Raw genomic sequence first — 14,061 nt, forward strand, 5'->3', positions numbered from 1 at the left:
AGCGACGACGGGGTTGGCGGGATCGAGCGCCAGCATGCTCGGCTACCGACGCACGCGCTGCAGCCAGACGAGTTCGTCGTCGTCGGTGCGGGCGAGATAGAGCGTTCCCTTGCCGAAGCCGATGAGTCGTGTGGCCGGCGGGAGTGCGACGCGTTCCACCACCCGACCGGCGCCGTCGAAGACATCGTAGGTGGGGACGGGATCGTCGTGTGCACGGGTGCGCAGCACCCAGAGCCGACCGTCAGGAGCAACGCCCGCCGCCTTGTCGAGGAAGGGTGGCTTGACCTCGGGCCACGTCTGGTCGGGAGTGAGCATGCGCTCGATGTCGGCCTTCGACAGCTTCGGCGTGCGCGCCCGTGGCGACGCGGCGCCCTTGGCGGCGGGGGGCGCCCCCGACGGACCGGCCACGATGATCCCACCGGGACGCAGCTGGGACTTGGCGAAGGCCGCCTTCTCGTCGTCGGTCACGCGGATGGCCGGCCCCTGGGCCACCGGTCCCGTGATGCGCGTGCCGTTAGGCGCGATCCACTCGACCCGATATGGCGCCGCGCGTACGATGGCCACGCGCCCGTCTGGCGCAATGGCCGCCAGGTCGCGCGCGGCAAGCGGGAGGTTGGTCGACCACTGCACCATCCCGCCCGGCAGGAGTCGCGCCGCCGTCATTTCCCCCTGGGGTTCGGCGAGGGTGCCAATGGTGTCGGTGCGAGCGCTCCGCCTATCGTGGACGAGCAACTCCGCCATCCCCACGCTGGGGTCGGTGGGCCTGGCCGGTCGCCTCGACTGCCGCAGCAGCATGCGACCCGATCCGTCGATTCCGATGAGATCCGCGGCGAAGAGCATCCCTTCGCCGGCGAGCGGCCGGGTGCCGGCGGGCTTGCCGTCGGGGCCGATGAGCAGAAGGCGGGCGTTGCTCCAGTCGGGCATGAGCGTGCTGTCGCCCGGGAGGGGATACAGCGTCGTGGGTGTCCCCCACTCGCCGGGCCCTGCGCCAGCGCGCCCGACGGGAGTCGCCGTGCCCCGCACGAGGTCGATCAGCTGCAACGTCTTGTCGCGGCCATCGGCGACGATGACCCGCCCGTTCGAGAGCTCGCGCAGCCCGGAGATGGCGGTGAACGGTTCGCGATGCTCGACCTCCGGCTTGGGGAGCCCGCGCGTGGCCCCCTGGGCGGCGGCGGCGGTCGCCCACGATACGCCGAGCACCGCCGCACGGATCACGACGAACGTCACGTTAGGCATTGTGTTCGCCGCTCAGGTCACCGCAAAGCAGAAGAAGAACCCGTTCCCGCCCGTCGCCTTGAGGTTGTCCTGGCTGCAGCCGCGCGACGGGTGCGCCGAGTTCCACGACGTCGGGAATTCCCCGCCCCCCTGCCGGTCGTGGTGCCCTACACGTGCGCTGCCTTCGCCGTGGCTCGTCCACGCGTTGCACGATGAGTCGCTCCCCGCCGGATAGGCGGTCCCGTCCGGGGTGGAGCCGGTGAGGATGTCGTGCATGTTGGGGGTATCGCCGCGCCCGTTGACCTTGGCCCCCTTCTCGGTGAGGATCGTTTCCTTGGTGAGGTTGGCGGCGCTGTTGTGCAGTTCCCCTACCGTGCGCGCGATGAGCGTCCCGGCGACATTGTGCCACGGCCCCTTTCCGATGCGGTCGCGCGCGTTGATGGCGGCCTTTCCGTCCATGGCCGGGACGCTGAGATAGGCGTGCCAGGTGAGGTCACCGCCCCCTGCGGTCTGCGCCAGCCCCTGGCAGAACCGGTCGGCTCCCTCGAGCCCGCCCAGGTCGGCGCCGTTCCCCGGTCCCGCACTCGTGATGAAGAAGGTCATCCGCTGCTGTGGGGCTGGCTGCGCCTGCTGCGCTTCGGTCGTCAGGGGGAGGAGCAGGACGGTCGCGGCGACGGCGATCGCGCGAGCGGGCGTTCGACTGAGGGTCATCTCGGTCCTCGAGGGAAAGGTCGCTATTGGTTACCTCACCAACGCCCGATTCGCCAGTCGGAAGCCGGGCGTCGGCGAGGCTTCGAAGGTCCCGCGACCGGCCGAACGCCGGGGCGTCGCGGTGCGTATTCAGTGGCTGGGCGCGCTTGTCGCGCCGCACGCCCCCATCCGTTCACACGGTTCGTGCTCCGAGTTCCCTTCGCCGTCCGTACAGCGCGCAACGCGCTGCGCGCGCTCGTCGCGCCTGCTGCGACCGTCGCGCTGCTGGTTACGCTCCCCTCCGCCGCCACGGCGCAGGAGGGAACGCCCGTGGAGACGCCCGCCGCGGCGCGCGCGCCCATGCGCCCGACCCTGCGCGTCGCGCCGCGTGCGAGCGCGATCAACCTCGACGGCCGACTCGACGAGGCGGCATGGAGCGCGGCACCGGCGGCGAGCGGCTTCGTACAGCGCGTCCCGGTCGAGGGGGCTCCGGCCGAGGAACGGACCGAAGTGCGGCTCCTGATGGACGAATCGTCGGTCTGGATTGCCGCACGCATGTACGACCGCGACCCCGCGTCGATTGCCCGGCAGGTGGTGCGCCGCGACCAGGATGCACAAGCCGACTACTTCGAGGTCGCCTTCGACTCCAACCTCGACCGACGCACCGGCTTTGTCTTCCGCGTGAGCGCGGCCAACGTGCAACGCGATGAGTACGTCTTCGACGACAACGAGCGCGATCGCACGTGGGACGGCGTCTGGAGTTCCGCGGTCGCCATCGACTCGCTCGGCTGGACGGCCGAGCTGCGCATTCCACTGTCGCAGCTGCGCTTTCGCGCCAGCGATGGCGAACAGGCGTGGGGGATCAACTTCGTGCGCCGTCGCCTCAAGACGAACGAAGAAACGCATTTCGCCCTGGTCTCGCGCACGCAGCGCGGGCTCGTGTCGCAGTTCGGCCGGCTGGAGGGGGTCAAGGCGCGCAGCGCCCGGCGCCTGGAGCTGCGCCCGTACGCGTTAGGCTCCGTCTTTCGCGGGACGGCGGAGGCCGGGAATCCGTTCCGCACGGGACGCGATGGCGGGTCGCGCGTGGGGACCGACGTGCGCGTGGGATTGGGGGGACAGTTCACCCTCGACGCGACGATCAACCCCGATTTCGGCCAGGTGGAGGCCGACCCCGCGGTCATCAACCTCTCCGCCTTCGAGCAGTTCTTCGAGGAGCGGCGCCCGTTCTTCGTTGAAGACGCCAAGATCTTCGACTTCTCGCTCTCGGGTGGCCGCAACCGGCTGTACTACTCGCGCCGCCTGGGACGCTCGCCGCGCGGCTCGGCTCCCGAAGGGACGCTCTTCGCCGATGTCCCCGCCTCGGCCAACATCCTCGGCGCCGCCAAGCTCACCGGGCGCACGCAGCGCGGGCTCTCGTTAGGGGCGCTGGCGGCGGTCACACAACAGGCCGACGGGCGCGCCTACCTTGGCGAGTCCGATCCCGAGCGACCGTTCATGGTCGAGCCGCGCGCGGAGTACGGCGTGCTGCGTGCACGGCAGGACTTCAACGGCGGCGCCTCCACCATCGGCGTCATCGGGTCGTCGCTCCGCCGCAACCTGCCGGGCGACGGTTCGTTCGACTTCCTCACGACCTCCGCGTTCAACGGCGGGATCGACTGGGAACACCAGTGGAGCAATCGCACCTGGGCATTCTTCGGCTACTGGGCCGGGAGCCACGTGCGGGGCGATTCCACGGCGATGATCCGGCTGCAACGGGCCAGCAACCACTTCTTCCAGCGCCCCGACTCTCGCGGCAACGGCGTGGACTCCTCGGCGCGCGCCATGTCGGGATACGACTGGCGCATGACGGTGGAGAAACGACGCGGGCAGCACTGGACCGGCTCGGTGTGGGCCGCCGAGGTCTCACCGGGATTCGAGATCAACGACGCAGGGTTCAGTACGCGCCAGGAGGTACTCGACGGCGGGGCGCGCGTGCAGTACCGCGAGATCACCCCGGGGACGTTGCTCCGCTCGTACAACGTCTCATTGTCGACTTTCCATAATTGGAGCCACGATGCGGTCGCCGGCTCGTTCTCGACCGCTGCGTGGGGAAATGCGCACGTGGCCGGGTCGGTGGGGGTGAACGCCAACGTCGAGTTCAACAACTTCTGGCGGCTCGACGCCAACACGCAGTGGCATCCGGAGACGATGGACCGCACGGGGACGCGCGGTGGGCCGTTGATGCTGCAGCCGCGCTGGGGCGACCTGCGCCTGTCGCTCCAGAGCGATCAGCGTGCGCGCCTCGCGCTGGAGCCCAGCATCTACCTCAAGCGATCGGCGCTCAACGGCGGCAATGAGTTCCAGACCTCGCTGGAGATCAACGTGCGTCCGTCGTCGCGCCTCGAGATCGAGATCGAGCCGCGCTACACACACGCGTCGATCGGGGCGCAGTACGTCTCGACGATGGACGCCGCGGGATTCGCCCCCACCTTTGGCTCTCGCTACTTCTTTGGCGAGGTCGCGCGCCGCGAGCTGGCGCTCCCCACGCGCATCAACGCGGCCTTCTCTCCGACGCTCTCCTTCCAGTTCTTCGCCCAACCGCTGGTCTCGTCGGGCGATTACTCCAACTACAAGCAGCTCCTCTCGCCCTCGTCGTTCGACTTCAATCGATTTGGCGAGGGAACGGCGGTCGGGAGCGGGGAGGCGGTGCGCTGTCAGGGCGGAGCGACGTGTGTCGACGCCAACGCCGTGCGCTACTTCGACTTCGACGGCAACGGCACGCCCGAGCACACGATCGACGAGCAGGACTTCAACGTGCGCTCGCTCATCGGGAACGCCGTCGTTCGCTGGGAGTACCGGCCGGGGTCGACGATCTTCCTGGTCTGGCAGCGCCGGCAACGGAGCGACGTGGTGGCCGGGGATTTCGTCATGTCGCGCGACTGGCGGGCATTGCTCAAGGCGCCGACCGACAACACGTTCCTCGTGAAGGTCAGCTACTGGCTCCCGCTGTGACCGGCGGGGACGTCCCCACCTCCAGCACAACATCCCGTGACCGCTGACATCTCGCGCCGCGCCCTGGTTCGCACCCTCGCCGCGGCCGGGGTGGCATCGGCGGTGGGGATCCCGCGCGCGGCCCACGCCATTGTTCCTGGCGGTGGTCGCCGATCTGGCGCCGGCGAACTGCTCATCCGCGGCGGCCGCGTCGTCAACGCCGACGGCGTGGTCACCGCCGACGTGCGCATCGTCGGCGAGCAGATCACTGAGGTGGGACGCAACTTGACGCCGGGGGCCGGCGCGCGGGTGATCGAGGCGAACGGGATGCTGCTCATGCCCGGCGGGATCGATCCGCACACGCACCTGCACCCGTCCTTTGCCGACGACCTCACGAGCGGCACGCAGGCCGCGCTGGCGGGCGGGATCACGACCGTCGGGACCTTCTCGACGCCGCGGCGCGACGAGACCATCGTCGCTGCGCTCGACCGGATGGGCGCGACGGTGCAGGCGGAGGCCATCGCCGACGTCATCCTGCACTCGTCCGTATGGCCCCCAAACGACGCGTTGATCAACGCGCTCCCGTCGCTCGTCGAGCGCGGCCAGCCGAGCATCAAGTTCTACATGGTGCGCCCCGACTTCGGCGCGCAGATGGAGCAGGTCATCAAGACGCTGGAGGCCGCGCGCGCACTTGGCGTGGTCACGATGGTGCACTGCGAGGACGGCGCGCTGCTCAACGCGGCGGTGCGTCGCCTGACCGCGGAGGGGAAGACGGGGCTCGAGCACTACATCGAGTCGCGCCCGCTGATCGCCGAAGTGGCCGCGACGCAACAGGCGGCCTCGTTATGCGAGGACACGGGGGCGCCGATGTACCTCGTGCACATGTCGGCGTCGCGGGCGCTCGACGCCTGTCGCCCGGCGCGCGCCGCCGGCCTCCCGCTGTACATCGAAACGCGACCGCTCTTCATCCACCTCGACGAATCGAAGCTGCGCGGCCCCGACCATCGCCTGTACGTCGGACAGCCGCCGCTGCGCCCACGCGCCGACGTCGACGCGATGTTCCGCGCCCTCATAGACGGCCGCATCGACGTCCTGGCCACCGACCACGCACCGTGGACGCGCGAACAAAAGATGGACCCCGCACTCAGCATCGCGCGCGTGCGGCCCGGTGCGAGCGACCTGCAGTTCATGCTCCCGATGTACTTCTCCGAAGGGGTCGGCAAGCGGAAGCTCTCGCTCACGCGCTTCGTCGAGACCACGTCGACCAACGCGGCGAAGATCTTCGGGTTGTACGGCAAGAAGGGGGTGATTCGCGCCGGTGCCGACGCCGACATCGCCATCTGGGACCCCAAGCGTACGGCGCCGGTGCTGGCGGCCAACGACTACGGCAAGTCGGACTACTCCCCGTATGAAGGGTGGAGCGTGACGGGGTGGCCGGTGACGGTGCTGAGACGCGGGGAGGTGGTGGTGGCCGATGGAAAGGTCGTGGGGAATGCGGGGAGCGGGCGGCTGGTGCGCCGCGAGGCATGGCACAACCCCTAGACGCACACGGGGCGACACTCGTCGTGTCGCCCCGCGTGAACTTGAACCGAGCAGCGGTACTACTTCACCGACTCCCACGCGATCGACGCCACCTCGCCTAACGCCTGTCCCGCCACGACCGCCGGGTCACCCGACGCGACCGAGACGTTGTTGACGTAGATCGCGAAGGCGATCTCGCGCCCGCTCTTCGTCGTGAAGAAGCCGGCCAGTCCCTTGCCGTGGATCAGCTGGCGGCGGTTGAGCGGATCGAACGAGCCGAAGGTCCCCGTCTTGGCGAAGACCTTGCCGGCCCCCGGCGAGTTGACCTGGATCTGCGCCAGCGTTCCGTCCTTGCCCAGCGTGGGCATCGCCATCTTGAAGTCCTGCGCCCACGGCTTGGTCCAGACCTTGGCCAGCAGGCGCGACATGAAGCGCGGCGAGAAGTACGCATCGCCGCCGGCCCCATCGCCCTGCACGGCGCCGTTGAGGTCGAGCCCTTCGCTCGTCAGCCACTCGCGGGCGATGTCGAAGCCGTTGCGCGTGCCGTTCCCCTTGAGCGCACCGAGCAGGAGGGGGAAGTTGCTGGCGTGCAGGTTCTGCGACGTCTTGAGGAGGACGACCGCCTCCTTGTTCAGCGGCAACGAGACGTGCTCGGCGACCAGCAACGAGTCTGCATAACGAGCGGCGAGCGCCGCCGCGTCGACCTGGCGCGAAGCCAGGCGCGGGATGGCGGCCACGCCGGCATCGTTGAGCACCTCGGCGAAGGTGATCTCGCCAAAGCGCGAAGGCTGCGGGACGGCCCAGCGCGAGTTCGACGCCGGCCCCACCGGGACCGTCCCCATGGCGACGAGGAAGCGTCGGTCCTTGTTGGTGCTGTCCTCGACCATGCGTACCGCAGGGGCGGTCCCCGAGTCGGACGTCGTGAGATACGCCTGCACGGTGAGCAGCGACGTCTTGGGCGACACGGTGACCGTGACCGGCTCACCCGCACGGCGTCCCGGCACCACGACGATATCAATGACGTTGTCGTTCACCACCATCGGCGAGAGGGCGATGCGCGTCCCGAGCTCGCGCCCCGCCTCGCGAAAGAGCGACGCATCGACGATCACCTGCCCGGTGAGCCCTTTGATCCCCTTCGACGCCACCTGCTGCGCCATCTGCCGCAGCGTGGTGAGCGGATCCGCGGCGAGCGGCTGCCCGCCGTACGAGTGGTCCTGGTCGATGAAGGCGTAGCCGCCGTCGCGCACCCGGTTGGAGATGTTGGGGTCGCCGCTGGCGACGAGCACCAGGTCGCCCTGCACGATCCCGTTCCGGATGGGACCCGTGCGATAGACCTTCGTATGGAAGCGATGGTCGGGGCCCAACGTCTGCATCGCCGTCGCCATCGTCACCACCTTGGTGGTGGAACCGGGGACGAAGAGACGGTCGCCGTTGTGCGACATGACGACCTTGCCGCTGGCGATGTCGTAGAACTCCATCCCCCAGTGCGCGTGGGCGAACTCGGGGCGATTCATCACCGCCTGGATGCGCGCGTTAGGCGCGGGCTGGGCGGTTAGGGACGGCGCGAGCGTCGCGGAGAGCGCGATCAACGCGACGGGGGCAGCGTACGACAGTCGGCAGGTGTGTCGAGGCATGGGCGGCGAGCGGTCGGGGCGACGCGGGATGTGGCGCGGGATGTGACGTGAGGATCGCGCAGAACATGCCCCGTGGGAGCGCACCCGTCAAACCGACGCTCGCCCGCGTCGTCCTCGCGTCGCTGTCTGAGCGCGGCCTCGCCTGCGCGATCCTCAGCGTGGCCTAGCGGACCTTCCCCGGCGGGTGGCTCCTTTCGCACGCGTAGGCGCTGCGGCGGGCTTCCTGGTCGTCAGTGCCTTCGACGGCCGAGCGGACGCGAACGTCATCCCCTGCGCCGCCAGCGCTTCGCGCAGGATGCGGATCGCCTTGGGCCCCACGCCGTGCAGCGCGAGCAGTTCGCCCTCACTGATCGCGGCCAACTGCTCGAGGCAGCGATAGCCGGCGCCGGTCAGCGCGCGCGTGGCCGGGGCGCTGATGGCGGGGAGCGAGTGGCGTGCATCTGACGGCTTGGCTTTCGATGGCATGCGGGGCTCGTGACTTGGGTTGGTGTCGCCTGCTCGGCGGGCGCGCTCAGCGCGCACCAGGGCGGGACGTCTGTTCGGGCGCCGGCAGCGACCGCGGAGTTCCACCGCCCTCGCCGAGCCCCAGCGCCGCCAGCCACTCCGCGCGCAGCTTCTCGAGCGGTCGCCCCGCGGCGCGTTCGACCGCCGCTGGAAAGTCGCCGCGCTGGATGGCCGGCATGAGCGCCACCGCCGACGCCAATCCGGTCACGCCGACCAGATGGCGCACCAACGATCGACTGCACGGATAGAAGATCGGGGCGACCTCGGTGCGCTGGGTCGTGAACAGCATCTGCATACGTCCCGGTCGCCCCACCGCCTCGGTGATGGCCTGTCGATGCGGCGAAGCCTTGAGCCGATCGGCACACGCGCGGTCGACGCGATCGCTCGCGCCAACGCCAAAGATGTCGCCCTCGACGATCCCCGCCTTGGCTGCACCCAGCTGCGCCAGGTGATCGGGAAATCCCTCGAGGAACCAGAGCGGCTGCTCGTCCGTCACTCGGCGCTGTGTCGGCGAATCGGTGTACTCCCACGGCATGAACGGGGGGAGTGGCTCCAGCAACTCGTGCAGCCCTTCGTGCAGGAGCGGGGCGACCCCCTGGTGCACGCGCCAGATGCTGATGAAGACGGCGCCCTTCCCCGAGGCGTGCGAGATCACACGCGTGGGGACCAGGTAGTAGTCGATGGCGCGAGTCCCGATGCGCTGCCACGGCCACGGGCCACCGATCATCTCACGCAGCGCCGCGATCCCCGCATCGACGCGGCGGGCGACCGCGCGCAGCGAGTCCAGCGAGATGGAGTCGCGCGGCGCCCAGAGTACCACGTTCGGCATGGCGACCGTATGCCCGCCGCTTCTCAGTGACGCGATGTGCGCCGAATCCAGGGGATTCCAGTTGAGCGCGGTGGGCGCGGACTGCTGCGCACGTGCCGTCGCCGCACACGCCACCGAGAGCGCGGGAACGAGCAGGCGAAGGAGAGACATGCGAGTCATAACGATTGGTGATGATGCGGTTGCCCTAGCGCCCCTTCAGCGCATCCAGCAGCTTCGGAATGAAACCACCAAACGCGCCATTGCTCATCACCAGCACGACATCACCCGCGCGCGCCCCCTGCGCCACCTGGTGCATGAGCACATCGGGATCGGCGTCGGCGTGCGCCTCGATTCCGCGAGCGGCGATGGCCCGCGCGATCGCCGGCACGTCGAGTTGCTGGTCGATGGGGACCTTGTCGTGCGGCTCGGGGAGGCGGATCGACACCACGTTCGCCTGGTCGAAGGCCTCGGAGTACTCCAGCTGGTGGATGTTGCGGCGCGAGGTGTTGGAGCGCGGCTCGAAGACCGCCCACAGGCGCCGCGTCGGGTAGCGCTGCCGCAGCGCGAGGATCGTTTCGCGCACCGCCGTGGGGTGGTGCGCGAAGTCATCGATGACCAGCACCCCGTCCACCTCGCCGCGCGGCTCCTGGCGGCGCTTGACTCCCTTGAACGTCGCGAACCCACGCGCGATCGCCTCGGGCGACAACCCTAACGAGCGCGCGGCGGCATACACGCCGGTCGCGTTCTCCAGGTTGTGGTAGCCGGTCATTGGGAGGTCGAGCGTGACCGTCTCTCCTCCCGGCCCGTCGATGGTGAAGCGTGTCCCCGCCTCGCTGAAGCGCGCGTCGTGCCCGCGATAGTCGGCCTCGCGCTCCCACGCATAGGTCTCGACGCGTGCCGTCGTGCTGGTGCGCGCCAGTTCCACCGCCCGCGGGTACGACGCCGCCACGCCCAACCAGCCATCCGCGGGAAGCGTGTGCCCGAGCTTCTCGAAGGCGGACTCGTAGTGCGCCATGTCGCGGTAGATGTCGGCATGGTCGAACTCCACGCTCGTCAGCAGCGCGGTGCGCGCGCGGTAGTGCAGGAACTTGGGCCCCTTGTCCCAGTACGCCGTGTCGTACTCGTCTCCCTCGACGACGACGTGCGCCCCCTTCCCCAGCCGATAGTTGCCGCCGTAGTTGAGCGTCACCCCGCCCACCAGGAAGGTCGGATCGAGCCCCGCCTCGGCGAGCACGTGCCCCATGAGCGCCGAGGTGGTCGTCTTGCCGTGCGTCCCGGCGATGACGACGCTGTGGCGCGTCGCGGCGACGAGGGCACCGAAGGCCGCCGGGAACGACATCTGTGGCAGTCCGCGGCTGCGGACCGCCGTCGCTTCGGGGTTCACCCGGCGAATGACGTTCCCGATGATCACCAGGTCGGGGCGTGCGCGGTCGAGGTTCTCCGGCGCATACGGCGTGTAGACCTCGATCCCCCACTCGCGCAGCATGTCGCTCATGGGTGGGTAGACATTCTCGTCGCTCCCGGTGACGGTGTAGCCCGCCGCCTTGAGCATCCCGGCAAAGGCCCCCATCCCGGTCCCGGCGACGCCCACCAGGTGGATCCGCCGGATGGCGTCGGGGGCGATGTCGGTGAGGATGTGGCCGTTGTCGCTGTCGTTAGGTGCCGTCACGTATGACCCGATCGGGGCCTAGCCCCAGAAGATGTATGCCACGAAGATCGCCGCCACCACGCCGGCGAGGTCGGCGAGCAGCCCGAGCGCCACCGCATTGCGCGTCTTGCGCACTCCGACCGCCCCGAAGTACAGCGCGAGGATGTAGAAGGTGGTGTCGGTCGCCCCCTGGAAGGTCGACGCCAGGCGCCCGACAAACGAGTCGGCGCCGTAGGTCTTCATCGCATCGACCATCATCCCGCGCGCCCCGCTCCCGCTGAGCGGCTTCATGAGCGCCGTCGGCAGCGCCGGCACGAGATCGCTGCGGAAGCCCAGCGCCTCGAGCAGGCTGCTCAACCCCTGCACCATGAGGTCGAGCGTCCCCGAAGCACGAAAGACGCCGATAGCCACGAGGATCGCGATGAGGTACGGGATGATCCGGATCGCGACCTGGAACCCTTCCTTCCCCCCTTCGACGAAGGCCTCGTATGCGTTGACCTTGCGCACGAGCGACATGATCAGGAACGACGAGATCACGCCGTACAGGATGACGTTGGCCACCACGTTGGAGATCGCTTGCACCTGCTCCTGCGGGATCCCGGCGAAGTACCAGGTCACCGCGGCGATGAGCCCCGTGACGCCCACGAGATAGGCGAGGATCACCTTGTCGAACAGGTTGATGCGCTGCACCAACGCCGTCGAGATGAGCGCCACCAGTGTCGCGAAGTACGTCGTGATGAGGATCGGGATGAACACGTCCGACGGGTTCGCCGCCCCCAGCTGCGCCCGGTACACCATGATGCTGATCGGGATCACCGTGAGCCCCGAGGTGTTGAGCACGAGGAACATGATCTGTGCGTTCGTCGCCGTGTCCTTCTCGGGGTTCAGCTCCTGCAGTTCGTTCATCGCCTTGAGCCCGAGCGGCGTCGCCGCGTTGTCGAGCCCCAGCATGTTGGCGGCGAAGTTCATGATGATCGACCCGATGGCCGGGTGATCGGCCGGCACCTCGGGAAAGAGGCGACGGAAGAAGGGACGCACCACGGTCGCCATGATGTCGATCGCACCGCCCTTCTCCCCCACCTTCATCAACCCCAGCCAGAGCGTCAGCACCCCCGTCAGCCCCAACGAAATCTCGAAGCCGGTCTTCGCCGAGTCGAAGGTGGCCTGCACCATGGTCGTGAAGACCATCGTGTCGCCCAGGACGATGAGCTTCGTGAGCCCCACCAGGAGCGCGATGAGGAAGAAGCCGAGCCAGATGTAGTTGAGCGTCACGGGAGGGTTCCGGTCAGGAGCTCCACGAGCACCGGGACGTGGTCGCGCATCAGCACCTCCGTGGCGGCAAGGGGGAATTCATAGGTGATCACCGGGACGCCATGCTCCGCCCCCCACGAGCCGAACGATCCCGGCGTGGGATACCCCACATCGCGCACGAAGGGCATCCCCGTGCGCGCAGCGAGGCGAGCGCCTAACGCACTGCCATTGGCATCGTCGATGCAGGCGAGCGGGGCATGCAGCGCGACGACACTCGCCGGCTGCAGCTCACCGATGAGGGCGATGAGCGCCTGCACCTCCGGCTCCGACCCCGCGTGCGCCCCCGTGGAGAGCACCACGTCGCTCGGATCCTCGATCGTCGAGCGGCAGGTCACCGGCATCGCCTGCCAGTTGGACGACGGGAAGTTGCGGTTGAGGTCGACCCCGCGCGCGTTGCAGCGCGTCCCGCGTACCAGCCCGTCGGGATTGGCCGCGAGGACCACGGCCGCATGCGCCAACGGCTCCGCCAGCTGCCGCAGCGCACGCGACAGCGCGTACGTCGTCTCAGGCTCCTCCCCATGGATCGACGCGAAGACCAGGAGCTCGCAGCGCCCCGTGGGGCGCCAGACCTCGAGCGGGAGGCCGAGCACCGACCGCCCGTACGTCGCCGGCGCCCACGGGATCGTCCCCCATGCCGAACGCGGTCGCAGTGCCGTCACGCGACCGTCGGTTGAGGCGGTGGGCTCACGTTGGTCACGAAGCGTTCGTAGATCTCGTCCAGGTGTTCGAGCACGACGTCCTTGAGGAGCATCTCCGCGCTGGCGATGGTCGCACGCAGCAGTTCGGGGGTGAGGAGACTGGCGAATGTTGTGGCGATGGGGGCGTAGCTCAGGTGCCACCGCTCCGGCGCCACCCCGCCGCGATCGACGTCATAAGGTCGATAGAAACCGAAGGCCGTGCCAGTCGCGATGCGCGTGTCGAGCCACTCGTGCAGCGGGGCGTGCATCCCGCCGCGTTCCACTTCGGCGGGGAGCAGCTGAACCTCGTACCCCTCGGGGGTCCGTGCGGCATCATAGATGTCGATGTCGGTCCCCCAGTGGTGACGTGAGGCGCCGGGGAGCGCCGACCAGCGCAGGATGGCGAAGGCCAGTTCGCGAGGCGAGAGCGTCGCGACGTCGAGCGGCGCGCCCCACGAGTCCAGCACGGCCAGTTCGCCCGACACCTTGCGGTTCCATATCGAAAGCTGGCGGTCGAAGGGGCGGAAGGCACTGAGAATCGTGAAGTCAAAGCCCCGCGTGGCAGCCGCGTCCTTGAGTGCGAGGAAAGACGGCACGGCGTCGACGTGCATCCGTGCACTGAGTCGGGTGCCGTCGGCGTCTGAGCAGAGGTGGCGGTCGGACTGGCCAACGAGGCCTTCGACGGTCCATGGGGCGAGAGCCATTCGGAGACCGTATCGCCTCGACACCGTCCTCGCCACCCCCAGCCTCGCCCTGGTTCTTCAGGTCGGCCAGGTGTGAAACATCGCCACGAGTGGGGGCGTCGACGGCGTCGCGCGTGACCGCGGCCAGGGGAGCGTCGATGGTCGTGCACGCCAGGAGGGAGAGGGCAATCGCCAGCTGCAGCACGAGGTGCAACGAACGCATGGTGGCTCCAGGGGAGGCGGCGGGAGGACGAGCCGTGGCGTGCACTGGTGCCGACGGCCCGTGCGGTGCCACGATTCGCGGTGTCTGCGCCCGCACCCTGGTGCACGGATTCCCGCAGGCCAAATGGAAAACCGGGGAGACATCGACCTGGTGGAGAGCGCGCCTCCGGCCGCCGCG

The 14,061-nt window shown here is 69.0% G+C and carries 10 protein-coding genes and 1 pseudogene; 2 read left to right on the top strand and 9 right to left on the bottom strand.

All coding sequences use genetic code 11. The annotated features are described in order from the left end of the window. Nucleotides 1-42 precede the first annotated feature (42 nt). Together IPN47_15885 and IPN47_15890 are read right to left on the bottom strand one after the other, a co-directional pair. A complete protein-coding gene (locus tag IPN47_15885) occupies nucleotides 43-1,236 on the bottom strand; it encodes a hypothetical protein (GenBank protein MBK9409495.1) in 1,194 nt (397 codons plus the stop codon). 12 nt (nucleotides 1,237-1,248) lie between these two features. Further along, on the bottom strand, nucleotides 1,249-1,926 hold the full coding sequence (locus tag IPN47_15890; GenBank protein MBK9409496.1) for a hypothetical protein: 678 nt from the start codon (nucleotides 1,924-1,926) through the stop codon (nucleotides 1,249-1,251). A 183-nt stretch (nucleotides 1,927-2,109) separates the two neighbouring features. Between IPN47_15890 and IPN47_15895 the strand changes: the two genes are divergently transcribed. Both IPN47_15895 and IPN47_15900 read left to right on the top strand, forming a co-directional pair. Continuing rightward, the gene (locus IPN47_15895; GenBank protein ID MBK9409497.1) at nucleotides 2,110-4,896 is read left to right on the top strand and encodes a carbohydrate binding family 9 domain-containing protein; all 2,787 of its coding nucleotides are present in this window, start codon (nucleotides 2,110-2,112) and stop codon (nucleotides 4,894-4,896) included. Between the two features lie 36 nt (nucleotides 4,897-4,932). After that, nucleotides 4,933-6,417, top strand: coding sequence for an amidohydrolase family protein (locus IPN47_15900; GenBank protein MBK9409498.1), 1,485 nt, complete (start codon nucleotides 4,933-4,935; stop codon nucleotides 6,415-6,417). 59 nt (nucleotides 6,418-6,476) lie between these two features. Here the strand turns inward: IPN47_15900 and dacB are convergent, their stop codons facing one another. From dacB to IPN47_15935, 7 genes and pseudogenes are all read right to left on the bottom strand, one after another. Continuing rightward, nucleotides 6,477-8,030, bottom strand: a complete 1,554-nt coding sequence (gene dacB, locus IPN47_15905; GenBank protein ID MBK9409499.1) for a D-alanyl-D-alanine carboxypeptidase/D-alanyl-D-alanine-endopeptidase — start codon at nucleotides 8,028-8,030, stop codon at nucleotides 6,477-6,479. A 255-nt stretch (nucleotides 8,031-8,285) separates the two neighbouring features. Further along, nucleotides 8,286-8,495: pseudogene (locus IPN47_15910) on the bottom strand (hypothetical protein). A gap of 46 nt (nucleotides 8,496-8,541) precedes the next feature. Next, nucleotides 8,542-9,513 carry a hypothetical protein gene (locus IPN47_15915; protein MBK9409500.1) on the bottom strand — a complete coding sequence of 324 codons (972 nt, stop codon included), beginning with the start codon at nucleotides 9,511-9,513 and terminating at the stop codon, nucleotides 8,542-8,544. A gap of 34 nt (nucleotides 9,514-9,547) precedes the next feature. After that, nucleotides 9,548-10,912 carry a UDP-N-acetylmuramate dehydrogenase gene (locus IPN47_15920; GenBank protein ID MBK9409501.1) on the bottom strand — a complete coding sequence of 455 codons (1,365 nt, stop codon included), beginning with the start codon at nucleotides 10,910-10,912 and terminating at the stop codon, nucleotides 9,548-9,550. 117 nt (nucleotides 10,913-11,029) lie between these two features. Beyond that, complete coding sequence (locus IPN47_15925; protein MBK9409502.1) at nucleotides 11,030-12,262, bottom strand: spore maturation protein; 1,233 nt, start codon at nucleotides 12,260-12,262, stop codon at nucleotides 11,030-11,032. Further along, a complete protein-coding gene (mpaA, locus tag IPN47_15930) occupies nucleotides 12,259-12,960 on the bottom strand; it encodes a murein tripeptide amidase MpaA (GenBank protein MBK9409503.1) in 702 nt (233 codons plus the stop codon). Before mpaA ends, IPN47_15925 begins: the two co-directional genes overlap by 4 nt. Next, nucleotides 12,957-13,682: a M15 family metallopeptidase gene (locus IPN47_15935; protein MBK9409504.1), complete on the bottom strand. Its 726-nt coding sequence runs from the start codon at nucleotides 13,680-13,682 to the stop codon at nucleotides 12,957-12,959. Before IPN47_15935 ends, mpaA begins: the two co-directional genes overlap by 4 nt. Nucleotides 13,683-14,061 lie beyond the last annotated feature (379 nt).

The sequence above is a fragment of the Gemmatimonadota bacterium genome, from assembly GCA_016719105.1.
Classification (GTDB): domain Bacteria; phylum Gemmatimonadota; class Gemmatimonadetes; order Gemmatimonadales; family Gemmatimonadaceae; genus SCN-70-22.

What these genes read in the sequence shown, in the direction of transcription:
- IPN47_15885 (MBK9409495.1), bottom strand. Translation starts at nt 1,236, where the DNA reads ATGCCTAACGTGACGTTCGTCGTGATCCGTGCGGCGGTGCTCGGCGTA.
- IPN47_15890 (MBK9409496.1), bottom strand. Translation starts at nt 1,926, where the DNA reads ATGACCCTCAGTCGAACGCCCGCTCGCGCGATCGCCGTCGCCGCGACC.
- dacB (MBK9409499.1), bottom strand. Translation starts at nt 8,030, where the DNA reads ATGCCTCGACACACCTGCCGACTGTCGTACGCTGCCCCCGTCGCGTTG.
- IPN47_15915 (MBK9409500.1), bottom strand. Translation starts at nt 9,513, where the DNA reads ATGTCTCTCCTTCGCCTGCTCGTTCCCGCGCTCTCGGTGGCGTGTGCG.
- IPN47_15920 (MBK9409501.1), bottom strand. Translation starts at nt 10,912, where the DNA reads ATGGGGGCCTTTGCCGGGATGCTCAAGGCGGCGGGCTACACCGTCACC.
- IPN47_15935 (MBK9409504.1), bottom strand. Translation starts at nt 13,682, where the DNA reads ATGGCTCTCGCCCCATGGACCGTCGAAGGCCTCGTTGGCCAGTCCGAC.